The organism is Cnuella takakiae, from assembly GCF_001953305.1.
Taxonomy (GTDB): Bacteria; Bacteroidota; Bacteroidia; order Chitinophagales; family Chitinophagaceae; genus Flavisolibacter; species Flavisolibacter takakiae.
In genome coordinates this window covers 3,001,169-3,026,061 of record NZ_MTFE01000010.1, presented here as the reverse complement: position 1 = coordinate 3,026,061, position 24,893 = coordinate 3,001,169, and the positions used below count along the sequence as shown (strand labels likewise).

Here is a 24,893-nt window from a genome sequence, read left to right as displayed (position 1 = left end):
CTTCGGACTTTGCAAGTATAGCGCAAGAAAATGTATAAATGGTAAACGAACTGTTGAGGCAGTGGTTCAAAAACGGGAATCAAAGGGCAGTTTGTGCCGCATTTGCAAGCGCCTGTGCCCACTCTTGGTAAGCTTTTCCCGAAGGATGCAATCCGTCGGTTGCAACTAACTGCGGATCCTGTGCAGCTTTCCGAAAACCGGTGCTCAGGTCCAGGAAAACGACCCCAGCGCTCTCGCAAATTGCTTTTGCTGCTGCATTATAGGCATCCAGTTCCCTGCCAATCTTTTCGGGGTTGCGGTCTTTGGCAAAAGGAGTAACGCCATAATCGGGGATGCTTAAAACGAAAACCCTGTCCTTTTTATCACCGGCAAAACGGATGGCGGCAGCCAACAATTCCTTAAACTCCTCCCGAAAGTTATCCAGTGCCCTGCCGCGGTATTGGTTGTTCACACCAATGAGCAGGCTCACCAGGTCGTAATGGGGTAAAAAACGGTGGCCTGCAATTGCCGCAGCCAGTTCATCGGTGGTCCAGCCGGTGGTAGCCACTATTTCAGGGGCTGCCAAAGCAAAACCTTTTTCCCGCAACAGCGAAACCGTTTGGTAGGGGAAAGACTCCCGGAGGTTTACCGCCTCGCCAACAGTATACGAGTCGCCCAATGCCAGGTAGGTAAGTGGCTGTTTCATGGAAAGGTACTTTGATTGTGCCGGCCTCTTTTGCGCTCCTGCAAATAAGGGGGCCACACTTATTAATAATAACAGGCAGGAATGAAAAATTCTATTCAAAACATCTTTTATAAAAACTCAAGAATGGCCCGCGAGGTATTGTTGTCGCGGTAAATGCGGCGGTGACCCAAACCTTCTGAAAAACGGAAAGTAATATGCGGATGATTTTGGGCCACTACAGGCGCAACGTCCGAAAAAGGGGTGAGGTCGTCGCCCTTATCGTGACACCATAATATGGTTGCTTTCAGGTTGGGCACCGCCCGCGATACACTGTACCAGGAAGAGGGTTCGCCGCCGATCTTCTGGATCAGTTTTTCAAATTCTCCCCGCAAGCCTTCGTCCAACTGCAGGAACTTGAAATAAGAACGGATGGCGGTAGTAGTTTCCGTTGCCGGCGCTACCAGTGCTACCCGGGTATTGGCATCATGGGGTATATCTTCAAGGGCAAGGCTTACCGCAAGTCCGCCAAGGGAGTGTGCCAAAAAGGACTGCACGGGTCCGTACTGCTGTACCAGGTGGAGGATAAAAGCTTTGTACATACGGGCATGAATCTCTTTGCCGGTACTGCGGCCGTGTCCCGGTGCGTCAAAGCCCAGCACTTCATAGCCTTTTTTCATCAGCGGCCGCACATACCGGTCGAAATTGACGATGCTGCTTTCAAAGCCATGCAGGATCATCACCCGCTTGCCGGCGCCTTTGTTCCAACGGTAGCCCTGAATCTGGTAACCATCCCATTCAAAGCGGAGGTTTTCCGCTTCGGAAAAGATGCGGGGAGGTTCCTTGGTGTTGCGGTGCTGCGGGGTGCAAAACAATTTGAATGCTTCCTTTGCTGCCTTCTTTTTGGAGACGATGCTCAGAAAGGTGAATTTTGCCCGGATTAACTGGAGAACGAGTTTTTGGGATTTACGCATAGATTAGTCTGAAGACAGGAAAGACGGAAAAGACCGCAAAGAAAAACTTTTGAAGCGGTAATCGCTTCCGTCTTTACTGTCTTTCCCGTCTCTTCCGACTTTCAAATATAGCTATGAACATTGTAATCATCGGTACGGGTAATACGGCCAGCGTGCTGGGGCGGAGGCTGAAAGCGGCAGGTCATGAGATATTGCAGGTATATGGCCGCAATGCCAAAACCGCTTCGGACCTGGCCTATGAGCTGGATACGGAGAGCACCAACTATTGGTCGGTTGTAAACCGGGAGGCTGATATTTACCTGATTGCCGTTTCCGATATTGCCATTGCAGAAGTGGTGCAGGAACTGCAGCTTTCCGAAAGTACGGTGGTGCATACGGCAGCCTCGGTGCCGCTGAATGTGCTGGAAGGTACCGCGCATCAAGGGGTTTTTTACCCCCTGCAAACGCTGAAGAAGGAATTGGGCCGGCAGCCCGACATACCTATAATTATAGATGCAAGCGATGCTGCAACCCTGGATAAGCTGGACGAACTGGCACACAGTATTACCCACCATGTTATGGAAGCAGATGATGCAACACGGCTAAAGCTGCACGTTGCTGCTGTTTTCTGCAACAATTTTGTCAACCACCTGTATGTGCTGATGGCGGATTATTGCCAGAAGGAGGGCCTAGATTTCGCCCTGTTGCAGCCACTTATTGCAGAAACCGCCCAAAGGATCAACGAAATAGCACCTTTGGCAGCGCAAACAGGCCCCGCCATAAGGCAGGATACCAACACCATCGCACGCCACCTGGAGGTACTGAACAATCACCCTGCACTTGCCGAATGGTACCAGCGTTTTACCCTAAGTATTCAAAATCAAAAGGCTTAGCCACATAAATAATCGGGTTTGCAATACTTTTGCCACCGAAACGAACAACGATGTACACGATCAAGATAAATTTTGAGCAAAGCGGGCTGGAGCCGGTGACCCTTCAGAATATCGAATCCGGACAAAGCCTGCTGGAGGTATTGCTGAAAAATGATATTGAACTGCACCACAACTGCGGCGGTGTATGCGCCTGCAGCACCTGCCATATTTATGTGCAGAAAGGAGAGGACCTGGTAGAAGAGCTTTCGGACCGGGAAGAAGATTTTATCGACCGGGCTATTAACCCCCGCCTCAATTCGCGCCTGGGCTGCCAGTGCGTACTGCTGGATGATGAAAGCGGCGATGTTGAAATCACCGTACCTGACCAGAGCCAGTTTTTGGGAGAGTAAACAATCTGGTGTGCGTTCAATTAGCTAATTAGCCAATGTGCTAATGTGCTAATGATTAAACAGAAATTTCCTCAATCTTGCAAAATCTGCATTCTTCTTTAGCACATTATCACATTAGCTAATCAGCACATTAACAACTATGGCTCACTACGAACCCCCGATACATTGGAACGACTATGAAGACATCGCCCTTAAACTGTACGAGAAGTTTGGTGATGATTTTTCGGAAGGCAAAATTTACCGCATTCGTTTTACCGACCTGCTGGAATGGGTTCTTACCCTGCCCAACTTTGTAGGCAAACGCGAGGAAAGCAACGAAGGCCACCTGGAGATGATCCAAAGTGCCTGGGTATATGAGTGGCGTGATAACCAGAAATAAATGCCCAATGTGCTAATGTGCTGATTACCCAATTAGCTAAAAGCACATTAGCACATCAGCTAATTAGCACATTGAATTTTATGAACGTCCTCGCCTACTTCCACCAGGTTACCACTTTTGTATTTGACATCGACGGTGTACTCACCGATGGTACGGTGCTGCTTTTGGAAAATGGGCTGCAGGCTCGCCAGATGCATGTAAAGGACGGCCTGGCACTGCAGATGGCCCTGAAGAACGGGTACAGGGTGGTGATTATTTCGGGCGGGTACTCGGAACCTGTTATTGGCCGCTTTCAAAAATTGGGCGTGCAGGAGGTTTTCCTCGATGTAAAAGACAAAAAAGGATTCCTCGATCAGTACTTAAAAGAACAGAACCTCAGGTGGGAGGAAGTGCTGTTTATGGGCGACGACCTGCCCGATGTGGCGGTGCTGCAAGTTGTGGGTGTTCCTACCTGTCCTGCCGACGCGGTTATGGAAGTAAAAAGAGTAGCAAAATACATTTCTCCGATCAAAGGTGGTTTTGGCTGTGCGCGCGATGTGATCGAAAAAGTACTGAAATTGAACAACCACTGGCATTTCGACACCAGTGTCACCTCACGCTAAAAACAATGCATGCGATTAGTTGCCGCCTTTATGCAAATGGTCCGCTGGCCTAATCTGCTGTTTATCGCCCTTACCCAAATCCTTTTTTATTCCTGCCTGTACCTCCCGCTATACGGCAACCCCAACTGGGTGCAACTGGGATGGCTCCTGGCAGCCTCCTTGTTGATTGCCGCGGCAGGTTATATCATCAACGATTATTTCGACCTCAACATCGACCAGGTCAACAAGCCCGGGCAAAACGTGATCAACCGGATCATCAGCCGGCGTTGGGCCATACTGTTTCACCTGGGACTGAGTACAATCGGTGTCGTTTTTACCATGCTGGCCACCCGTTTCGATAAGTGGTACCTGGTGCTGGCCAATGCAGCCTGTGTTGTTTTGCTGTGGCTATACAGTACTTCCCTTAAAAGAAAACTGCTGATTGGCAATGTGCTCATTTCCCTGCTTACCGCATGGACGGTGCTCATTCTTTTCTTTTTAAAAGTGCCCTTTTCTGCTGCTTATGCTGCCGATGAAATCTCATCCAAGTTCTTCAGGGTTTCCTTTCTATATGGTGGGTTTGCTTTTATCATCTCCCTCATCAGGGAAGCAGTAAAAGATATTGAAGACATGATCGGGGACGAACGGTATGGCTGTCGTACCATGCCCATCCTGGTGGGCATCAGGGCAACCAAAATCTATATCGGTGTATGGACCGTGGTGCTGATCGCAGCGCTTGTGGTGTTGCAATTGTATATTCTCCAGTTTGGCTGGTACCTGGCTGTGATATATTGTACGCTGCTGGTGATCCTGCCCCTGGTCTTGTTTTTTAAACGCCTTTTTGGTGCCTACAGCCCGGCAGAGTTTGGTAAACTAAGCAGCTATACCAAATGGATCATGCTGGCCGGCATTATAACCATGATCTTTTTCCGAATTTATTTTTAGCTATGGCTCCTGTTATCCTTGCATCGGCATCGCCGCGCCGCAAACAACTGTTGGAATGGGCGGAAGTGGATTTTGAAATCATGGTAGCCGATACCGACGAATCTTATCCGGCGCATTATGACCCTGAAGCTGTGGCTGCCCATATCGCTTTGCATAAAGCCTTAGCCGTTGCGGAGCGTGCCGGAAACAGCCGGCCCATCATTGCTGCCGATACTATTGTGGTGCTGGGAGGCGAGGTGATTGGCAAACCCAGGGACCGGGAAGATGCCATTGGCATCCTCTCAAGGTTGAGTGGCAAAGTACACCAGGTGATCACGGGGGTTTCCATTCAGTACCCTGCCGGAGCTATCAACTTTACCGACACTACTGAAGTAGCGTTCCATGAGTTGACGGCTGAACAGGTTGCCTTTTATGTAGACAAATACAAACCATATGACAAGGCTGGCGCCTACGCCATACAGGAGTGGATCGGGGTGGTGGGTATCAAAAACATTAAAGGGGATTTTTACAATGTAATGGGGCTTCCGGTGAGCAGGGTAGTGCAGGCCCTGGCATCTATTGGGTATTGATGGAGGCAAACAGAAGTATTGCTGTCCCTTTTACCGCTTTTAATTGCGGCTGCGGCTGTTTAACTTAAGGGAATACTTTTCCAAAAGCCAAAACTGCCGCACCATGACCGAAAAACTCTTGCATTTCATCTGGCGGTTCCAGTACTTCAACCGCCAGGCGCTTGCCACCACGCTTGACGAGCCCATCGAGATCATTCATCCGGGGCAACACAACCACCACCAGGGGCCAGACTTCTTGCAGGCACGTGTCCGCATCGGTACTACTTTGCTGGCAGGATCGGTGGAACTGCACCTGCGCACTTCCGACTGGAATCGGCACCAGCACAGCGGCGACCCCAATTACCACAATGTTGTTTTGCATGTAGTATATGAGCACGATGGCGGTACTAGCGATCTTCCGGTACTGGAACTCCAACCGCGGATATCAGGTTTGCTGTTGGAGCATTACCAGCAACTAATGCAGTCAAATGCATTCATACCCTGCGGTAGCGGTATCAACCAGGTGCCAAAGCTAACCCTTGAAGCCTGGAAAGAGCGCTTACTTGCAGAAAGACTGCAGCGCAAGGCAGGTCAACTGGCAAAGCCGGTAAGCAATAACCAGCTCCACTGGGATGAAGGTTTTTGGCACCTGCTGGCCCGCAGCTTTGGAGCCCGCACCAACGCGGAAGCCTTTGAAGCTATTGCCCGTTCCCTTCCTTTGAAAATACTGGCCCGCCACAGCAACAGTATTCACCAGTTGGAGGCTATGTTGCTGGGGCAGGCACGCCTGCTTGACTATGATTACACGGACGATTACCCCCGAATGCTGCAACGCGAGTACCGCTTTCTCCAACAGAAATGGAATGTAAAGCCCATCAGCCTGCCCGTTCATTTTCTGCGGATGCGGCCATCCAATTTCCCTACCATACGCCTGGCCCAATTGGCGGCCCTGGTACAGCAATCGGCACACTTGTTTTCAAAAGTTATCGCTACCACAGATGTAAAAAGCATGGAGCAGCTTTTCCAGGCAACGGCAAACGATTACTGGCACTATCATTACCGCTTCGACGAAACCACACCATTCCAGCCCAAGCGCATTGGGGAAGATATGATCCACCACCTGCTCATCAACGTGGTGTCGCCGGTGCTATTTGCCTATGGCAGTTACCACAAAAATGCAGCGTATACCCAGAGGGCCGTTGATATCCTGGAGCATTTACCTGCAGAAAACAATGCGATAACCCGGGGCTTTCGGGCTTTAGCAATCAGGGCGGCACATGCAGCCGACGCTCAGGCTTTACTGGAGTTGCGCAATAATTATTGCAACGAACGGCGCTGCCTCGAATGTGGGGTAGGCAATAGCCTGTTGAAAAAGGCCCTGGCCATTGCAACGCATTGATGCAAGTACAAGGGACATAAAAAATGCTGTTCCTGCAGGGAACAGCATTTTTTATGATGCGGCATACAGGTTAATCCTGCCACGCACCCCAGTCAACAGTTACCGCTATATCAGGATGAATACTTTGCGCAACGGGACAGGTATGTGCCGTGTTTTTCAAAATCGTCTTGTCTTTGGCATCCAGGTGCTGCAGGTGCTCAGGAATATGAAACCAGATATTGATGGCGCCAACCCTGCGGGGATCGGCCTTCATGATTTTTTCAACTTCTGTTTTGGTGCCGTTAAGCTCGATACCCATGGTACGGGCTTTGATGCCCATAACCGTCAACATGCAGGTGGCCAGCGATGTAGCCATAAGGTCGGTGGGAGAGAAGCGTTCGCCTTTTCCGTTGTTGTCGGTAGGTGCATCGGTTTCAATTGCCGATGAAGATTGCAGGTGGGTACAGGTGGTGCGCAGGTCGCCTTCGTAAACAACTACTGAGGTCATAATACTATTTTCGCCGTAATTTACGTTCATCTAGACACATACCTTTTACGTGAAAAAATATATCATCCTTACAGCACTGGCTTTTGTTTGTTTGGGCTCTATGGCGCAGCAGAGAGGGGGTACCGACCGCCGCGATGCCAAGGCGATGAAGAAAGAAGAAAAGCGGCAACGTACCAATGCCATCATCAAGCAGGAAGAAGAAGGGGTGCTTTCGTACAATAAGCATAATGCTTTTGGCATCGAGCTGCGGTCGAATGGTTATGGCATCTTCCTGGAAAAAGGAAAAATGGTGTCGCCGCGCTGGGCAAATATCTATACCCTGGAACTTACCGAGATCCTGCACCAAAAGGAAGAACGCAGTTCGAGTGCACAGGGCTTCCTGCTCGGCAACTCATTTAAATATGGTAAAATCAACAATTTTTACCAGGCTAAGCTTGGCTTCGGCCGGCAGTATATTTTTGGCCAGAAAGGCAACAAGAACGGTATTGCGGTAATCGGCACTGCGCAGGGCGGTCTTTCCATAGGGCTTGAAAAGCCTTACTACCTGCAGGTAAATGACGACGGCGATGACCGTGATATCAAGTATACACCGGAGGATAGCGCTCTTTTTGTTAGCGGTAATATCATAGGTTCTTCCGGCTTTACCCGTGGGTGGAGTGAAGTGAAGGTCCGCCCGGGCCTTTTTGCCAAAACAAGCCTGCGCTTTGATTTTGGTGCGTATAACGAAAGCATTACTGCCATCGAGATTGGTATCTCTGCCGAAGCTTATGCAAAGGCAGTACAGCAGATGCTGTTCAGCGACCCCAAGCGCTTCTTTGCCCAGTTGCATGTGGCGGTGGTGTTTGGAAGCCGCAAGTAGCACCGAAGATGGGCCAGGTTTTTAAATGATCAAAAAAAGATAACCTCTTCGTAATGCCGCACAGCTTTGTGCGGCATTTTGTTTTTTACAAATGGAAATTGAAAATGTGGTAACTGCCAACACTTGCCTTTGTTTTTTAGCTGGCAGCCAGAATCGCCCGGGCCAGCACCGGCCTTTCCGTGAAAAGTTATAATCCCATTAGCCAATCAAAACACAACCATTTTGCGTTGCATCCTGTTGTACCTTTGGCCCGGCCAAAAGTGCTGCATTGCCTTGCAGGCTTGGTGGCCGGATAACACAATTTTACACCGATGATTGAATTACCGGTAGTGGCGGCAGAACCGCAGGAATCCAAAATTAAAAAGCCCGATTGGTTACGTGTAAAACTGCCCATCGGCGAAAGCTATAAACATGTTCGAGGCCTGGTGGACCAGCATAAGCTCCACACCATTTGCGAAAGTGGCAACTGTCCCAATATGGGTGAGTGCTGGGGGGCCGGCACAGCTACCTTTATGATCCTGGGCAATGTGTGTACCCGCAGTTGCGGCTTCTGTGCCGTAGCCACGGGTCGCCCCGATGCCGTGGATTGGGACGAACCCCAGCGTGTGGCTGAAGCCATCCACCTGATGAAGGTAAAACACGCCGTTATTACCTCTGTAGACCGCGACGAACTAAAGGACGGCGGTTCCATCATTTGGCACAACACCATCAAGGCCGTAAAGCAGCTCAACCCCGATACCACACTGGAAACCCTGATCCCGGATTTCAAAGGCAAACAGGAAGATATCCAGCGCGTGATAGATGCACATCCTGAGGTGGTATCGCACAATATCGAAACGGTAGAACGCCTGACCCGCCAGGTGCGTATCCAGGCAAAGTACTGGCGTAGCATGGAAGTGATTTCCATCCTGAAGCAAGGTGGCATGCGAACCAAAAGTGGTATCATGATGGGCCTGGGTGAAGCCAAGGAAGAAGTTTTTCAAACCCTCCGCGACCTGCACAATGCCGGTTGTGATGTAGTTACCATCGGGCAATACCTGCAGCCTTCCAAGAAGCACCTGCCGGTTCAGCGTTTCGTACATCCTGATGAATTTGCGGAATACCGCGAGTTTGGTTATAGCCTGGGAATCGATTATGTGGAGAGTGGGCCCCTTGTGCGTTCCAGCTACCACAGCGAGCGCCATGTTATTCCTGGTTATGGCAAGGCCAAATGGGAAGCAGAAAAAGCCAACATGATTGCATAAAAGAAAACCCCGCCAGCGTTGCGGGGTTTTCTTTTATGCTGCAGGCAGGTTTAACCCGGTATAACAATCTGCAAGACTGAGCTCAAGGTCAATGGAATGGAGCCGAAACCTGTCTGCAGCTTCTTTATACTCCACCATGGTCCAGGAACCATTGTCGTTGCGGGAATATACCAGCACATGTTGCTTGCGCGAATCGACCAATACATACTCCTGGAGAGACTGGAAATAACGATACAAATCAAACTTCAGCCCCTTGTCATAATCGGCAGTGCCTTCAGAAAGAATTTCAACCAGGATGGTGGGATTGGTAACCGTATCAAAAGTATCGGTTCGGAAAACGGGGTCACCACAAATCACCATAATATCGGGGTAGGTATAAAAAGAATGTCCAGGTACCTGCATGCGGAGATTGCAGCCAAATGACCGGCAACTTTTACCTTTTAGGTGGTTGCCGATGGAAAGACGCAAATTGTCTTCAATTACATTATGCTCATAGGAAGCGCCTGCCATGGCGTATATCTCACCATTATAGAAAAAGTGCTTCTCACTGCTTTTCCTTTCCAGGGCCAGGTATTCAACTTCTGAAAAAACCTTTATTGCTGGCCTTCCCATTCCTTAAAATTAATACAGGCTTTGATCTTTTCTTCCAAAAAATAAAACCCGGAGCCAAGCTCCGGGTTAAAATGAGTTGCTTAAAATGGTACTGTGCAGCTTCAGGTTTGAGCTGGTATAAAAAGTAATGGACATAGAAGTAAAACATGGTACACCTGTATATTACGTCCTAACTTATCCTTCACAAACCCTGCGCACTTCAGGTTCAGCTTTCCCAAACCAGCGCACTGGCGCCCAGGATAGCAGCATCCGCCTCAGGCAGTTCGCTAAAGATCAGTTGCACCTTGTTTTGGAAAATGGGCAAAAGGTTCTTTTCCATGTGCTCACGGGTGGGTTTCATAATCAGGTCCCCGGCCTTGATCACACCACCAAAAAGGATGATGGCCTGGGGAGAGGAGAACATTACAAAATTGGCCAGGGCCTCACCCAGGATTTGACCGGTAAAGCGGTATACTTCCTGGGCAATTTTATCGCCTGCTTTCGCACAGTCAAATACCACTTTGGAGTTGATCTTTTCCGGGTCATAATTCCGAAGGGTGCTGGGCTCCTGGCTCCCGTCCAGCAGTTCTTTTGCCGTAAAGGCAATACCGGTAGCGGAGGCATAAGCTTCCAGTGAGCCTGGAATGTCTGTGGACCAATGAGGTCTTCCACCCGGGCGGATTACGGTATGTCCCAGTTCGCCGGCAAAGCCATCGTGGCCAACAATCAGCTGCCCGTTGGCAACAATGCCGCTGCCTACGCCGGTACCCAATGTAATCATAATAAAGTCGCGCATGCCCCTGGCTGCACCGTACATCATTTCACCAACAGCCGCCGCATTGGCATCGTTGGTAAGCTTGCAAGAAAGGCCGAATTTATCGGTTACCATTTGCGCGATGGGCACAATACCGCGCCAGTGCAGGTTGGGCGCATATTCAATTGTGCCGGTGTAGATATTGCCATTGGGCGCACCCATGCCAATACCCTTAATGTTTTCAATACCCACAGCATCGAGGGCAGGCTTCAATGCCTCGTGCAGCGCAATGACATAATCTTCAATTTTTTCGTACTTGTTGGTGGGCAGGTCGCCTTTGTGTGAAATTTCACCGCGGTGGTTTACAATCCCATACTTGGTATTGGTACCGCCTATGTCCACACCTAAGGCATACTGTTGTGTTCTGTCGAGCATTATTGTTTCAGTGGTTTGAGTTTTATGGCTATTTAGAAGTCCAGAGCTGATTGTTCAAAGTCGTGCAAACTATTCCGACTTTGAACAATCAACTTAGAGCATTCAAATTATCTAGTGACCTCCGGCTACCTGCTGGTCTACATCCAATCCCTGTGCTTTGAGCACCGACTTGGTTTTCAGGGTATGCCAGGCCAGGTAGGCAAAGCAGGCCAGGGGCACAAGATAGGAAAGGTGGGTATATGGCCCGGTAGTGATGCCATTTACTTCTGTGCCCCGGTCCAGGTCAATGATGGCACCTTGCGAAGGCGGAATGATGGCACCGCCCAGGATCATGGTAATGAGGAATGCAGAGGCCTGGCTGGTGTATTTACCCAAACCGGTAATGGCCAGTGCAAAGATGCAGGGCCACATTACCGAGCAGCAAAGGCCGGTGGCAATGATGGCATAGTTAGCGGTCATGCCGGTAGTAAGCAGGGATACCAGGATAAAGAGTACACCCAACACAGAAACCGAAAGCAACAGTTTGATGGGGCGCTCCTGTGCATACAGGTTGGCGGCAATCAGGAACAGGATGAAAATAGGGTAGTATTTATAATCGCCGATCGGGCTGCCTTTCACCAGGTTGGCCAGAACGATTACTGCAAAAGCAATAAAGGGTACAATAATGGTGAGCAGCTGTTTTGTTTTCTTGTTTACATTAAAAACCGAGATGGCACCGGTCCAACGGCCAATCATCAGGCTGCCCCAGTACAAAGCTATCAGGTGCGACATCTGGCTTTCATCAAAACCTCCGAACTCAGTACGCTTCAGCAGGGCGCCGAAGTTATTGTCCACGGTTACTTCCACACCTACATATATAAAGATGGCTACCATGCCCAGCACCAGTTGGGGATAAGACATCGCACCCCAGCCAACCGGGTTCTTTTTAGCGGCGACCATACTGCCAAAGAGCAGGGCAAGGATCACCAGCAGGCTGCCTACAATAATATAGGCCTTTGGCACCCCGGTGTTCTCGTGGATGGCTTCCGCAAAAAGTACAGGCAGGAACACTACGCCAATTATCAGCAGGGTGCGCAAAGCTTTAGGGCTGCGCTCCAGTTTTTCGTTTGTTGTTGTTTTGGGCAACTTGGCCACACTAAAAACGATGGCAGCAAAAATGAACAGCCCGGAAAGAAAGAAATACAATACCTGGATTCTGCTCACATCTGCTTTTACATTGGTGGCATTGGCCGCACCAAACAGCAGGAAGGATACAATGAGTGGTCCGAGCAGGGTACCAAAAGAGTTGACACCACCAGCCATATTGAGGCGGTGGGCGCCTGTTTCGGGCGAGCCAAGTGAAGCAGCAAAAGGCTGGGCCGATGTTTGTTGCAGGGAAAAGCCCAGTGCAATGATAAAGAAGGCTACCAGGATCATGGGGAAGGTAGCATTCCCCGAACCACTGATGAATGCAAGTGCCAGTGAGCCTACCATGGAAATCAACAGGCCATAGATGATGCCTTTTTTATAACCAATCTTATTTAGGATATCCGTTCCCGAGAGATAGGAGGCCAGGTATAAAGCAAGTGATCCGTAAAAATATGCACCATAGAAAGCGGAACCTACCAGCTGCGATTGTATCTGGTCGAGCTGGAAATATTCCTTACAAAATGGAATAAAGATGCTGTTGGAGGCTGCTACAAAACCCCAGAAAAAGAACACAGAGATAAGGGTGCCAAACTGGCTCCAGTTGGTTGCCGGAGCGGTTGCGGCCAGGGTTGCGGTTTCAGAATGGTCAAAATTCATGTCAACACCGCCGTGGGGGTTCACATGTTCATTGGCGTCAGCCTTCGTGGTTTGCGACATGAAACTAGGTTTGGTGAAATATCGGAAAATAATCCGTCCAAAATAAAAACATTTTATGCGGTCAAAAATCTACCTTAAATAAAAAAGAGTTTGCCCTTGCCGGTACATACGATTGCAAACCTGTTCTTTATAGTATTTAATTGTTACTTATCTTGACGCCGGACGAACAAAACAGTATGGAAATTATCCACGTAACAGCAGAATGTTACCCCGTGGCAAAGGCAGGCGGATTAGGTGATGTGGCGGGGGCATTACCCAAATATCAATGTGCTTTGGGGCATACCGCCAAGGTGGTAATGCCCATGTACCGAACCAGGTTTTTATACGACAATGAATGGGAACTGGTACATGAAGGCGGACAGTGCCTGGGCCAACAGTGGTTTCATTACAGCATCATTCGCGAGAAAACCAATAAGCTGGGTTTCGATCTCTACCTGGTAGATATCAATGGCTTGTTGGACCGCGAGAAAGTGTATGGCTATGATGATGACATCGAGAGGTTCTTAGGCTTTCAGCTTGCTGTTTGCGACTGGCTGGTGCAATGGACCAATCTTCCCGATGTGGTACACTGCCACGACCACCATACCGGGCTGATTCCTTTCCTGATGAAGCATACCTATGCGTTTAACAGGATGGCTGCTACGCCTTCTATATTCACCATACACAATGCCGAGTACCAGGGTTGGATCGGTTGGGACAAAGCTTACCTGCTGCCTGCCTACGATACCTGGAAGAGCGGGTTGCTGGAATGGAACGGCACCATCAACTCACTGGCTTCGGCCATCAAATGCGCATGGAAGGTAAATACCGTTAGCCCTTCTTATATGGAGGAACTGCGGTACAAAGCTGCAGGGCTTGAGCCCTTGTTTGAATACGAGAAAGGTAAGTGCAGTGGTATCTTAAATGGCATCGATACACAAGTGTGGGATCCAATGACAGACCCGCTGCTCCACAAAAATTTTGATGGACAAACTGCCAAAGAAGGCAAGCGCAAAAACAAGAAGGAAGTTTGCCAGCGCTTTGGCATGGATCCCGAAAAGCCTTTGGTTGTATTTATCGGCAGGCTGGTAGGGGAGAAGGCCGCCGACCTCCTGCCCGACGCCATCCGCAACTCCATTTACCAGCACCATGCCGGCGCTTCTTTTTTGATCCTTGGTTCCGGTGAGCCTGTAGTTGAAAATCGACTGAATTTATTGAAAGAGCAATTCAGCGGTTTTGTCAATACATTTATCGGGTACAACGAGGCACTGGCGCACCAGATGTATGCCGGTGCCGATTTTTTATTGATGCCCAGCCGTGTTGAACCCTGTGGGCTCAACCAGTTGTACTCGCTTCGTTATGGTACCGTGCCCATTGTGCGCAGTACCGGCGGACTGCGCGATACCGTTAAAGATTTTGGGGAATGGCAGGGTTATGGTATCCGTTTCGACCAGGCCAGTGTGGAGGACATCGTGTTTTCGCTACAGCGGGCACTTGAATTGTATTACCAGAAACCAGACCTGTTTCAATGGATGCGTAGTTATATGATGCAGATTGACCATTCCTGGGAAAAATCGGCGCTTGACTATATCGCTCTTTACCAATCAACCCAATTATCAGTATAAAACCCTGTTGATATGAATAATGAAATTCTGTCCGTGATTTTGGGAGGAGGTGCGGGCACCCGTCTGTTTCCGCTGACGGCCACCCGATCCAAACCAGCCGTACCCATCGCCGGCAAGTATCGGCTTGTTGACATTCCCATTTCCAATTGCCTCAACTCCGATATCGGACGGATGTTTGTGCTGACCATGTACAATTCGGCTTCGCTGAACCGGCACATTAAAAACACTTACCATTTTAGTCCCTTCTCTTCCGCATTTGTAGACATTCTTGCTGCCGAGCAAACCCCCGACAACCCAGCATGGTTCCAAGGTACCGCCGATGCGGTACGTCAGTGCTTGCGCCACATCGAGCCATTCGACAGCGATTATATCCTCATTCTTTCAGGCGACCAGTTGTACCAGATCGATTTCCAGGAAATGCTGGACAGCCATAAAGCCAACGGTGCCGATATTACAATTGCTACCATCCCGGTGGCGCAGAAGGAAGCTTCTGAATTTGGTATCCTGAAAACAGAAAACAATATCATCACTGCCTTCACCGAGAAGCCCAAAACCGGCCTTGAAGACTGGGTAAGTGATACCGGTTCCGAAATGCAGGCCTTGGGAAAAGTGTACCTGGCCTCTATGGGTATTTATATCTTCAACCGCCAGCTGCTGTTCGACCTGCTGCTGCACGAGAAAAAAGACTCCGCAGACTTTGGCAAGGAGATCATCCCGCAATCTATTGGTAAATACAAAGTAGCTTCCTACCAGTACGAAGGGTATTGGGAAGACATCGGTAATATTGCCGCCTTCTTTGATGCCAACCTGGCACTGACCAAGGACCTGCCCGAGTTCAACCTATTTGATAATACCAAGGCCATTTATACCCGCCCTCGTCTTTTGCCACCGGCAAAGATCAGCGGTACCACGCTTGACCATACCATCATTGCGGAAGCCAGTATCATCAACGCATCCAAGATCGAATCTTCGGTTATTGGTATACGTTCACGTATTGGCTATGGCACCACCATGGTGCATACCTACCTGATGGGTAACGATTTTTTTGAAACCCTCGACCAGATTGAAGATGCCAAGCAAAATGGTACGCCTTTGCTGGGTATCGGAGCCCGCTGCTATATCGAGCGGGCCATCATCGACAAGGATTGCCGCATAGGTGATGATGTAAAAATCATTGGTGGTAAACACCTCGCCGATGCCGATACACCACTTTATACGATTAAAGAAGGTATTGTAGTGGTGAAGAAAGGATCCATCCTACCCAATGGGTTTACCATTGGCTAATAGATTTCGGATTTATGATTTTGGATTTCGGTAAAAAGTAAAAAATTGCAACCTACTGGAATTTAGAAAATAAACAAACCATTGAACGTCCAGCTCAATCCTTATTGAGCTGGACGTTTTCTTTTGTGCTGATGCCTCCACTTATTTTCTAAAGTTTATTTTGTTGGGGTACCACCGCACTACATCTATTGTGTAGATAAAACACACTATCTTCAACCCCTTAAAATTTGCGATTGCTATGCCGCAACAAGCCAGCATCCACAACAAGCCACCTTTAAGTTTTTGGCAGATCTTCAACATGAGTTTTGGGTTTTTCGGAATCCAGTTTGGTTGGGATTTGCAGCGGGCCAATATGGGTCCCATTTACGAGTTTTTAAAAGCTTCTCCCGAAGAAATACCCCTGTTGTTTTTAGCCGCACCGCTTACCGGTCTGCTGGTACAGCCCATCATCGGTTACCTGAGCGACCGTACCTGGCATCCCTGGTGGGGCAGGAGGCGCCCCTACTTCTTTATCGGTGCGGTATTGAGCACCATTTGTTTGTTCCTGATGCCCAACAGCAGCGCGCTTTGGATGGCCGCCGGGCTATTGTGGATACTGGACACCGCGGGCAATATTGCCATGGAACCCTTCCGTGCCTTTGTTGCCGACAAGCTCCCCGATAGCCAAAGCACCCGTGGTTTTGCCATGCAAAGTTTCCTGATCGGGTTGGGTGGCAGTATTGCTTCTGCCTTGCCCTGGATCTTGTCCAACTTCTTCAACGTGTCGCGCGATTCCTCGGATGGAAATATACCCGACTCGGTAAAGTTTGCCTTTTACCTGGGTGGTACCATTTTCTTCCTGTCCATCATGTACACCATATTCACCACAAAGGAGTACCCACCCACCGGTGAGGAAGAAAAGGAAACAGGTAGCGGGTTTGCGCATGGGGTAAAAGAAATCACCCATTCCATCCGCAATATGCCGCGCAGGATGAAGCAACTGGCCATCGTGCAGTTTTTTACCTGGCCGGGCTTGTTCCTGATGTGGTTTTATTACAGCACGGCCGTTGCCCGCAACATCTTTGGCGCCACCAGCGAAAAAGATCCCCTGTATACACAGGGTGTTGAATTTGCCGGTCTCACCCTTTCTTATTACAGCGTTATCACTTTTCTTTTTGCCTTGTTGTTGCCTGGCATCGCCAACCGGCTTGGACGAAAACTGACCCACTCCCTCTGTCTATTGGTTGGTGCCGCTGGTTTAATTGGGGTTGGCTTTGTGACCGACAAGAGCTATCTCTACCTCTGCATGACGGGTGTAGGTATTGCCTGGAGCAGTATTCTTTCCATGCCCTACGCCATGCTTGCCGGCAGCCTCCCAGCCAAAAAAGTGGGCATCTACATGGGCATTTTCAACTTCTTTATCGTACTGCCCGAAATCATCGCCTCGCTGTTCTTTGGCTGGATCATGGAACACCTGCTGGATAATAACCGGATGCTGGCCGTGCAAATTGGTGGCGGCCTGATGATCCTTGCCGGTATCATCTGCTACCTGATAGTAGACGAGCGGAAAACAAAAGCCTCCCAACAGGAAATCGACGAATTGAAACTGGAAGAACAAAGACCCATATGACCATGATGAACAATGTACGCGGCATCCTGCTTGGACTGCTGCTCCTGGCAGTTTGTACTGCAACAGCACAAACCAAAGTTTACCCTACTCATTGGTGGATAGGTATGAAAAATCCTGCGCTTCAGCTGATGGTGTATGCACCCAATGCAGGTAAGGCTCAATACACTTTGAATTACCCTGGCGTAAAACTGGTAAAAGTGCACAAAGCCGAGAGTCCCAATTATGCATTTCTCGACCTGCAGGTAACCGCTGGCGCCAAGCCGGGAACGGTTAAAATTGCCATGCGCAATGGTGCCGGGCAGCAAACCATCAATTACCAGCTCAAATCCCGAAGGGCTGGCAATGGTACTGCCTTTGCTACCGGTGTGCGCCAGCAGGATCTTATTTACCTGCTGATGCCGGACCGCTTTGCCAACGGAGATCCTGCCAATGATGCCTATGCTGATATGCTGGATCCCCAGGCCGACCGGAACAATCCCTATCTGCGTCATGGCGGTGATATCCAGGGCGTCATCCAGCACCTCGACTACCTTAAGGAACTGGGTGTAACTGCCCTGTGGATGACCCCGGTTACCGAGAACAATACAAAACAAACCAATGAAGGCGGCACCCAGCGTAGTTCCTACCATGGGTATCATTTTACCAACCATTTTGCAGTGGACAAAAGGTTTGGTGGCGACAGTGCGTACAAGCGCTTGAGCGATGAAATGCACAAACGCGGCATGAAGCTGGTGCACGATGCCGTGTACAACCACATCGGGCAGGACAACTTTACGTTTACGGATATGCCCATGAAAGATTGGGTAAACCAGTGGAGCCCTTTTCAGCAAACCTCTTACCGCGATCAGCCTTTGTTTGATCCCCATGCTTCGGCTATCGACCAAAAGGTTTCCGAGGCGGGTTGGTTTACTCCCTTCCTGCCCGACCTGAACCAGCGCAATCCGTACGTGGCCAATTACCTGGTACAGTACCTGATCTGGAACACGGAAGAATACGGCCTTGATGGCTGGCGGGTAGATACCTATTTTTACAACGATCCGGAGTTCCTCAACCGGACCAACCGCGACCTGTTGCGGGAATTTCCAAAGCTCACCGTTTTTGGGGAAACCCTTGTGGAAAGCCCTGTTTCGGCAGCTTATTTCGGTGCCAACAATTTCAATGTGCCCTTTAAGCACAATGTTATGGGCATTACCGACAAGCCCCTGATGACGGTAATGGTGCAGGCCGCCAACGAGCCCTTTGGGTGGAGCGAAGGCGTGAACCGGTTGTACAATACCCTTGCACAGGATTTCATGTACCAGGATCCTACCCGAAACTGCATCTTCCTCGACAACCATGACCTCGACCGGGTGTACTCGCTGGTAGGTGAGGACATTGCCAAGTACAAAATGGTGCTGAACTGGCTGCTCACCCTGCGTGGCATCCCGCAATTGTATTACGGTACGGAGATCCTCATGAAAAATTTTAAAAATCCTTCTGATGCCGAAGTTCGCCGCGATTTCCCCGGAGGCTTTAAGGGCGACAAGGACAACAAGTTTACCGAGGCCGGCCGCAACAAGCAGGAAAATGATGCTTTTCGCTTTGTGTCTACCCTGGCTAAGTTCAGGCAGCGTTCAGATGCCATTGGTGCAGGCAAACTGATGCAATTCCTTCCCGACAATGGTTTGTACACGTATTTCCGGTACAGCCCCAAGCAAACAGTTATGGTGATCAGCCATACCGGTAAGGCCGATATGCAGGTAAAGATGGACCGCTTTGCAGAACGCACCAAAGGGTTTACCCAAATGCGGGATGTTCAGTCGGGACTTGTGAAACCCCTTGCTGATTTCACCATCCGGCCAAAGGAAAGTTTTGTTTACGAGTTTTTACCTTGATTAAATTTCCTATAGGCAAGCACCCTTAACCGGGTGCTTTTTTTTGCCCGGCTAAGTTTGGAATGGCACCTGCCCATATCTTTAGCAAAACAACCCTGGCTGCATGAAATTATGGCTTCGTCTCTGCATGGCTGCTTTCCTCGTTCCCGGTACGATGTATGCGCAAAAAGAAAACAGTAAAACCGTTACTACCAATCCTGTATTCCCCGGTTGGTATGCCGATCCGGAAGCAACCATCATCAATAAACAGTTTTGGATATATCCTACCTACTCGGCACCCTATGGCAAGCAGGTGTTCATGGATGCTTTTTCGTCCCCCGACCTGGTGAATTGGACAAAACACAGCCGCATCATTGATACCGCTGCTGTTAAATGGGCCAATAAGGCCATGTGGGCGCCGGCCATTTTGCAAAAAGGTGGCAAGTACTACCTGTTCTTTGGTGCCAACGATGTGCACGAAGGAGAGATTGGAGGTATTGGGGTTGCAGTGGCCGATAAGCCTGAAGGACCTTTCCGCGACCTGTTGGGCAAGCCGCTGATTGGCACCATCCACAATGGCGCCCAGCCTATAGACCAGTACGTGTTCCAGGATAAAGGACAGTATTATATGATCTATGGCGGGTGGGGGCATTGCAATATGGTAAAACTAAAGGCTGATTTTACCGGCTTGGAACCATGGGAGGATGGTAGTACCTATAAAGAGATCACACCTAAAGGATATGTTGAAGGCCCCATCATGTTTACCCGGAAGGGCAAATACTACTTTATGTGGTCGGAAGGTGGATGGACCGGCCCCAATTACAAGGTAGCCTATGCTGTTGCAGACAGCCCGATGGGCCCTTTTGAACGCATCGGTACCATATTGCAGCAGGATCCTAAAGTGGCAACAGGAGCGGGGCACCACTCGGTAGTACAAATCCCGGGTAAAGATGAATGGTACATTGTGTATCACCGCAGGCCTTTGGGCGAAACAGACGCCAACTACCGGGTTACCTGTATCGACCCTATGTACTTTAACGCAGATGGAACCATCAAACCCGTTCATATCTCGAATGGCGGTTTGCGACCGGTGAAGTTGAAATAAAAACCGTGGTCTGCACAAACAGGCCGTTCTGTAATCATGAAAAAAGCTTCAGGAGCAACATGAAGCTTTTTTCATTAAAATTTTGCCCCGTCTCAAAATAAGGACTTACAAATACCCTATTTAATAATTGTTCATTCATATCCAGGCTATTCACCTGCAGAGTACAATTATTATGAAAATTGGTATAGTTTTGAACCAATATGTTTTCTTATGGCACACCGCAAAACACCGGCACCGATGGGGAAGAAGCAGGATAGGGAAGTGGCTATAGCGCTTCCCAAAAAAACTGATTCGATGGCGCAAACAGCTGCAGCTGATGATACTGGCAGGCCCGTACACGAATGGACTGGTATGGAAAAAATTAGCAAAGTGCGCCAGGGCATGACCCGCAAGGACCTGGAGGATGTAAAGGAAAGCTTCGGCTTGGATTATGAAACTTTGGCAAAAGTGCTGTCGGTTGCAAAAGCCACATTGTTTAATAAAAAAGGAGCAGAAAAGTTTAACCCGTCCCTGAGCGAAAAAATCTTTGTACTGGCAGATCTTTATTCCTACGGTTTGTCGGTGTTTGGGGAGAAGGAACGATTTAACAGCTGGCTGGAAAAAGAAAACAGGGCACTCGGTTATGCTCGGCCACTGGAACTGCTGGATACCATGATTGGTGTAGACGAAGTAAAAAATATGATTGGCCGGATCGAACACGGCATTTACGCCTGATATGATTTTGTACCGGCTTGCAGCCCTTAAATATGCACAGGATTTAACCGGCGAAGGATCGCGGCTTTACGGTGGCCGCTGGAACCTGCCCGGAACGCCTTGCATTTATACAGCAGAAAACCGTGCGCTTGCTGTACTGGAATATTCAGTGAACGTAGACCTGCACCTGATTCCCAGAACCCTCCAGATCATTCAATTGCAAGTTCCGGACGATTCCATAACTATTTGCAATATTCCCGATCTGCCGGGCAACTGGAAAGATGTTCCGGCTCCAGCACACACCCAACGTTTTGGTTCCCGTTTACTTCAGGCTAAAGAAACCTTGATGATTAAAGTTCCATCTACAGTGGTTCCGCAAGAGTTTAATTTCCTAATCAATCCATTGCACCCAGGTATGCAGCAGGTAAGGGTTTTAGCTATCGAAGATTTCGTTTATGATCCAAGAATCAAGCAATAAGGGAAGAGGAAAAAACCCTATTTAACATAATATAAATTATAGGAAGAAAAAATAAACATCGAAGGAAGCGCAGGTTTTTACATCCAATTGTTTGCCCTTACTTTATAATCCTTTTCATATTAGCATAATGACCTTATCATTTTTAGGAACCAAAAAGTTTGAGTTTTGCTAAGCGCTCCTATCAAAAGCACTTTTTCATTTTAAATCAGTTGGGTTCATCATTACATTTTAGTTGGAAGACCAAATCATAAGTTCTTTACAGCCTGCCACACTTGTTCGCCATCCTGCATTTTGGCCCCCAGATCACCCCGGAGCATTTTTAATCCCAGGCGTTCCCGGTCTATATCTGTGCGGGTACGAAACCCCAACCTGCTTAGCAACCTTATGGGCGGGCACCAGCCTTGGATGGCATTTTGCGCCAGCAATAAACTGACAGCTGCTGGCAGGATCAGCCATTTTCTGCTCACCGTCAGGCCCAGCACGATGCCTGTAAGTGCCAGTGTCGCAGCATTCAACGCCAGCGCTTTTTCCAGATTCCAACTGCCTTCCAGTTCGGCCAATCGCTGATTAATCCGATGTGGATTGTTAGCGGCAAGCTTCAGCTGCCGGTAAGTTTCCTGGTCTGCCGGCTTGTCGATCCCACCATCAGCCTGGCTTATTCTTGCGTCCATTTTTGGCTGGTTCATAAGCACATTTTTGTTGGCTTTACCAGCAAAAGATCAGCCACACAAAAAAGCCGGAACCCAAGGGCGCCGGCATTTTAACTATAACCTATATCCAATTAATAAAGCATACGAACCTTGATGGTCTGGGCCACTTCATCCAGCAAGTTTTTGGCCTGAGCGGATAGTTTCTTATCTACATCCACCACCACGTATCCAATCTGGTCGTTGGTTTTCAGGTACTGACCCAAGATGTTGATGTTGTTCTTCGACAGTTGTCCGTTAATTTCCGACAATACGCCGGGTACATTGCGGTGAATGTGCAGGATGCGGTGTGCGCCTTCCTGTGGCGGCAGCGAAAGGCCTGGAATAGTATGCGAACCCCAGGTAACGCCCTTTTCCAAAAAATTGAGCAGCTTATTGCTTACATCATCACCTATATTTTGCTGGGCTTCTTCTGTTGAGCCGCCAATATGTGGCGTGAGCAGTACGTTGGGTAATCCCTGCAGGGGCGAGGAAAAGATATCGCCGTTCTTTTCTGGCTCTACCGGGAAAACATCCACGGCAGCACCGCGCAATTGCCCCGATTTCAATGTAGCTGCAAGGGCATCCAGGTCCATCACCTCTCCCCTTGCGTAGTTGATCACAATGGCGCCCGACTTCACATATTGCAGGTTCTCGGCATTGATCAGGTTTTTGGTTTGTGCGGTCTCCGGTACATGCAGCGTGATTACGTCTGCATTGCTCATCAGGTCTTTCAGGGTTTTGCTGTCGGTAGCGTTACCCATGGGCAGCTTGGTTTCGATGTCGTAAAAAATTACTTTCATCCCCAATGCCTCGGCCAGTACGCTTACCTGCGCACCTATATTACCATACCCGATGATACCCAAAGTTTTACCGCGCAGCTCGTTGCTGCCGCTGGCGTCCTTCATCCAGCCGCCTTTGTGAGCGGCACTATTTTTATCAATGATTTTACGAATGAGCATGATGGATGCACCAATCACAAGTTCGGCTACCGAACGGGTGTTGGAATATGGTGCATTGAATACTGCTACTCCACACTGGGTAGCGGCGGCCAAGTCTACCTGGTTGGTGCCGATGCAGAAACAACCAATTGCCTGCAACTTGTCGGCAGCCTTCAGCACACTGGCGGTAACATTTGTTTTAGATCGGATACCCAGGATGTGCACGCCCTTGATCTTTTCAATGAGGTCTTCTTCAGAAAGGGCCTTGGTTAAACGCTCCACATTGGCGTAACCATTGCTGGTAAACTTTTCTACGGCTTTCTGGCTGATATTTTCCAGGAGCAGGATCTTGACTTTTGCCCGCGGGTATGAGGTCTTGGTGGTCTCCATGGTTCAAATATCCGTAATAATCCGGCTCATTCTTTGAATTTTGTTTAAAGAATGAGGAACTTGTTTTTGTATTGTTTACCAAAATGCTTCCTACGGCCCTTTACATTTGCAAAAATTCGGCACGTGAGACTATATATTTTTTTGATGGCTGCAGCATTGGCTGGTGTGGGCTGCGGCGAAGGATCGGCCAATAAATCCAGAAAGCAAAAGACCCCTCAGGAATATGCTCCCAAACTTCCAAAGCTTACGGCACTGGAGCAAAAGCGATATCACGATGCATTTGCAGCCTACCTCCAACCCTTGGTGCGTTCCGGTTTCAATGGCGGCATCCTGATTGCAAAAAACGGAACGGTAGTTTACGAGCACTATACCGGCTGGGCCAACCACCAGAAAGGGGATTCTATCAATGCGGAAACGCCCATGCAGATCGCTTCCACCACAAAGACCTTTACCGGTGGTGCCATCCTGCAACTGGTGCAGGAAAACAAGCTGCAACTTTCCGACTCACTTGGCAAGTTCTTCCCGGGCTTCCCTTATCCAGGCATTACGGTAAAAATGCTGCTCAACCACCGCAGCGGGTTGCCCAATTACCTGTATTACCTCGAAGGAGGCTTGTGGGATAAGAAAAACTTTCTCACCAATGCCGATGTACTCAATACCCTGATGACCCTGAAGCCCGGTCGCTCGTCCAATCCGGACACCCGTTTTCAGTACTGCAATACCAATTATGTTTTGCTGGCACTGATTGTGGAAAAGCTGAGCGGCATGCCTTTCCCTCAATACCTGAAGGAAAACATTTTTGAGCCCCTGGGTATGACCCACAGCTTTGTGTACCAACCCAACGATACTGCCGTGCATACCATATCCTACAATGCAGGCGGCGGCATCTGGGGGATGGATTATACCGATGGCCCTTATGGCGATAAGAATATCTATTCCACTCCCCGCGACCTGTTGAAATGGGACCAGGCACTTTATGCCAACAAGCTGATTTCAAAAGCTTTGCTTGACTCGGCATTTACTTCCTACAGCAATGAGCGTCCCGGGCAGCACAATTATGGACTGGGTTTTCGCCTCCTTAACCTGGAAAACGGCAAAAAGGTTATTTACCACAATGGACGGTGGCATGGTTTTAACGCTGCCTTCTCCCGCCTGCCCGATGAGAAGGCAACCGTCATTATCTTAGGCAACAGATACCGGAGTTCCATTTACACTGTTGCCCGCAAAGCATACAACCTCTTTGGCGATTACGATCCCGGCGCCAAAGGCTTTGAGGTAACGGAATAA

The 24,893-nt window shown here is 49.2% G+C and carries 25 protein-coding genes; 17 read left to right on the top strand and 8 right to left on the bottom strand.

Annotated features, from left to right (window positions below; translation table 11 throughout):
• Positions 1–79 precede the first annotated feature (79 nt).
• Together BUE76_RS13230 and BUE76_RS13225 are read right to left on the bottom strand one after the other, a co-directional pair.
• Positions 80–685 carry an SGNH/GDSL hydrolase family protein gene (locus BUE76_RS13230; RefSeq protein WP_073039682.1) on the bottom strand — a complete coding sequence of 202 codons (606 nt, stop codon included), beginning with the start codon at positions 683–685 and terminating at the stop codon, positions 80–82.
• A 107-nt stretch (positions 686–792) separates the two neighbouring features.
• Entirely contained in the window at positions 793–1,635 is an 843-nt protein-coding gene (locus BUE76_RS13225; protein ID WP_073039684.1) for an alpha/beta hydrolase, read from the bottom strand.
• Between the two features lie 113 nt (positions 1,636–1,748).
• Between BUE76_RS13225 and BUE76_RS13220 the strand changes: the two genes are divergently transcribed.
• The 7 genes from BUE76_RS13220 to BUE76_RS13190 all read left to right on the top strand — a co-directional run bounded on the left by BUE76_RS13220 (position 1,749) and on the right by BUE76_RS13190 (position 6,748).
• Complete coding sequence (locus BUE76_RS13220; RefSeq protein ID WP_073039686.1) at positions 1,749–2,507, top strand: Rossmann-like and DUF2520 domain-containing protein; 759 nt, start codon at positions 1,749–1,751, stop codon at positions 2,505–2,507.
• A gap of 50 nt (positions 2,508–2,557) precedes the next feature.
• Complete coding sequence (locus tag BUE76_RS13215) at positions 2,558–2,896, top strand: 2Fe-2S iron-sulfur cluster-binding protein (RefSeq protein WP_073039688.1); 339 nt, start codon at positions 2,558–2,560, stop codon at positions 2,894–2,896.
• A 139-nt stretch (positions 2,897–3,035) separates the two neighbouring features.
• Complete coding sequence (iscX, locus tag BUE76_RS13210; RefSeq protein ID WP_073039690.1) at positions 3,036–3,275, top strand: Fe-S cluster assembly protein IscX; 240 nt, start codon at positions 3,036–3,038, stop codon at positions 3,273–3,275.
• 80 nt (positions 3,276–3,355) lie between these two features.
• Positions 3,356–3,877 carry a KdsC family phosphatase gene (locus BUE76_RS13205; protein WP_073039692.1) on the top strand — a complete coding sequence of 174 codons (522 nt, stop codon included), beginning with the start codon at positions 3,356–3,358 and terminating at the stop codon, positions 3,875–3,877.
• Between the two features lie 9 nt (positions 3,878–3,886).
• Positions 3,887–4,801: a geranylgeranylglycerol-phosphate geranylgeranyltransferase gene (locus BUE76_RS13200; protein WP_073039694.1), complete on the top strand. Its 915-nt coding sequence runs from the start codon at positions 3,887–3,889 to the stop codon at positions 4,799–4,801.
• A 2-nt stretch (positions 4,802–4,803) separates the two neighbouring features.
• Complete coding sequence (locus BUE76_RS13195; protein ID WP_073039696.1) at positions 4,804–5,370, top strand: Maf family protein; 567 nt, start codon at positions 4,804–4,806, stop codon at positions 5,368–5,370.
• Positions 5,371–5,473: 103 nt separating this feature from the next.
• A complete protein-coding gene (locus BUE76_RS13190) occupies positions 5,474–6,748 on the top strand; it encodes a DUF2851 family protein (protein WP_073040289.1) in 1,275 nt (424 codons plus the stop codon).
• A gap of 70 nt (positions 6,749–6,818) precedes the next feature.
• Here BUE76_RS13190 and BUE76_RS13185 read toward each other — a convergent pair whose 3' ends face one another.
• Positions 6,819–7,235: an OsmC family protein gene (locus BUE76_RS13185; protein WP_173702662.1), complete on the bottom strand. Its 417-nt coding sequence runs from the start codon at positions 7,233–7,235 to the stop codon at positions 6,819–6,821.
• A gap of 49 nt (positions 7,236–7,284) precedes the next feature.
• Here BUE76_RS13185 and BUE76_RS13180 point away from each other — a divergent pair, with 49 nt between their 5' ends.
• Both BUE76_RS13180 and lipA read left to right on the top strand, forming a co-directional pair.
• The gene (locus tag BUE76_RS13180; protein ID WP_073039698.1) at positions 7,285–8,094 is read left to right on the top strand and encodes a hypothetical protein; all 810 of its coding nucleotides are present in this window, start codon (positions 7,285–7,287) and stop codon (positions 8,092–8,094) included.
• Between the two features lie 311 nt (positions 8,095–8,405).
• Positions 8,406–9,338 carry a lipoyl synthase gene (gene lipA / locus BUE76_RS13175; RefSeq protein ID WP_073039700.1) on the top strand — a complete coding sequence of 311 codons (933 nt, stop codon included), beginning with the start codon at positions 8,406–8,408 and terminating at the stop codon, positions 9,336–9,338.
• 33 nt (positions 9,339–9,371) lie between these two features.
• Here the strand turns inward: lipA and BUE76_RS13170 are convergent, their stop codons facing one another.
• The 3 genes from BUE76_RS13170 to BUE76_RS13160 all read right to left on the bottom strand — a co-directional run bounded on the left by BUE76_RS13170 (position 9,372) and on the right by BUE76_RS13160 (position 12,963).
• Positions 9,372–9,950: a Uma2 family endonuclease gene (locus tag BUE76_RS13170; RefSeq protein WP_073039702.1), complete on the bottom strand. Its 579-nt coding sequence runs from the start codon at positions 9,948–9,950 to the stop codon at positions 9,372–9,374.
• A 205-nt stretch (positions 9,951–10,155) separates the two neighbouring features.
• Complete coding sequence (locus tag BUE76_RS13165; protein WP_073039704.1) at positions 10,156–11,118, bottom strand: ROK family protein; 963 nt, start codon at positions 11,116–11,118, stop codon at positions 10,156–10,158.
• Positions 11,119–11,229: 111 nt separating this feature from the next.
• Entirely contained in the window at positions 11,230–12,963 is a 1,734-nt protein-coding gene (locus BUE76_RS13160; RefSeq protein ID WP_245798285.1) for an MFS transporter, read from the bottom strand.
• 176 nt (positions 12,964–13,139) lie between these two features.
• Between BUE76_RS13160 and BUE76_RS13155 the strand changes: the two genes are divergently transcribed.
• From BUE76_RS13155 to BUE76_RS13125, 7 genes are all read left to right on the top strand, one after another.
• Positions 13,140–14,567, top strand: coding sequence for a glycogen synthase (locus BUE76_RS13155; protein ID WP_073040295.1), 1,428 nt, complete (start codon positions 13,140–13,142; stop codon positions 14,565–14,567).
• 12 nt (positions 14,568–14,579) lie between these two features.
• The gene (locus tag BUE76_RS13150) at positions 14,580–15,851 is read left to right on the top strand and encodes a glucose-1-phosphate adenylyltransferase (protein WP_073039706.1); all 1,272 of its coding nucleotides are present in this window, start codon (positions 14,580–14,582) and stop codon (positions 15,849–15,851) included.
• A 238-nt stretch (positions 15,852–16,089) separates the two neighbouring features.
• Positions 16,090–17,460, top strand: coding sequence for an MFS transporter (locus tag BUE76_RS13145; protein ID WP_073039708.1), 1,371 nt, complete (start codon positions 16,090–16,092; stop codon positions 17,458–17,460).
• Positions 17,457–19,334 (top strand): alpha-amylase family glycosyl hydrolase, encoded by a 1,878-nt coding sequence (locus BUE76_RS13140; RefSeq protein WP_245798287.1) that lies wholly within the window; start codon positions 17,457–17,459, stop codon positions 19,332–19,334. Before BUE76_RS13145 ends, BUE76_RS13140 begins: the two co-directional genes overlap by 4 nt.
• Positions 19,335–19,437: 103 nt before the next feature.
• Entirely contained in the window at positions 19,438–20,418 is a 981-nt protein-coding gene (locus tag BUE76_RS13135; protein WP_083596329.1) for a glycoside hydrolase family 43 protein, read from the top strand.
• A gap of 210 nt (positions 20,419–20,628) precedes the next feature.
• Positions 20,629–21,132 carry a type II RES/Xre toxin-antitoxin system antitoxin gene (gene parS / locus BUE76_RS13130; protein WP_073039712.1) on the top strand — a complete coding sequence of 168 codons (504 nt, stop codon included), beginning with the start codon at positions 20,629–20,631 and terminating at the stop codon, positions 21,130–21,132.
• Positions 21,101–21,589 (top strand): RES family NAD+ phosphorylase, encoded by a 489-nt coding sequence (locus BUE76_RS13125; RefSeq protein ID WP_245798289.1) that lies wholly within the window; start codon positions 21,101–21,103, stop codon positions 21,587–21,589. Before parS ends, BUE76_RS13125 begins: the two co-directional genes overlap by 32 nt.
• A gap of 245 nt (positions 21,590–21,834) precedes the next feature.
• Here the strand turns inward: BUE76_RS13125 and BUE76_RS13120 are convergent, their stop codons facing one another.
• Together BUE76_RS13120 and serA are read right to left on the bottom strand one after the other, a co-directional pair.
• Positions 21,835–22,275 (bottom strand): DUF2892 domain-containing protein, encoded by a 441-nt coding sequence (locus BUE76_RS13120; RefSeq protein WP_073039716.1) that lies wholly within the window; start codon positions 22,273–22,275, stop codon positions 21,835–21,837.
• 95 nt (positions 22,276–22,370) lie between these two features.
• Positions 22,371–23,606 carry a phosphoglycerate dehydrogenase gene (gene serA, locus BUE76_RS13115; RefSeq protein ID WP_073039719.1) on the bottom strand — a complete coding sequence of 412 codons (1,236 nt, stop codon included), beginning with the start codon at positions 23,604–23,606 and terminating at the stop codon, positions 22,371–22,373.
• A 123-nt stretch (positions 23,607–23,729) separates the two neighbouring features.
• Here serA and BUE76_RS13110 point away from each other — a divergent pair, with 123 nt between their 5' ends.
• Positions 23,730–24,893 (top strand): serine hydrolase domain-containing protein, encoded by a 1,164-nt coding sequence (locus tag BUE76_RS13110; RefSeq protein WP_158069971.1) that lies wholly within the window; start codon positions 23,730–23,732, stop codon positions 24,891–24,893.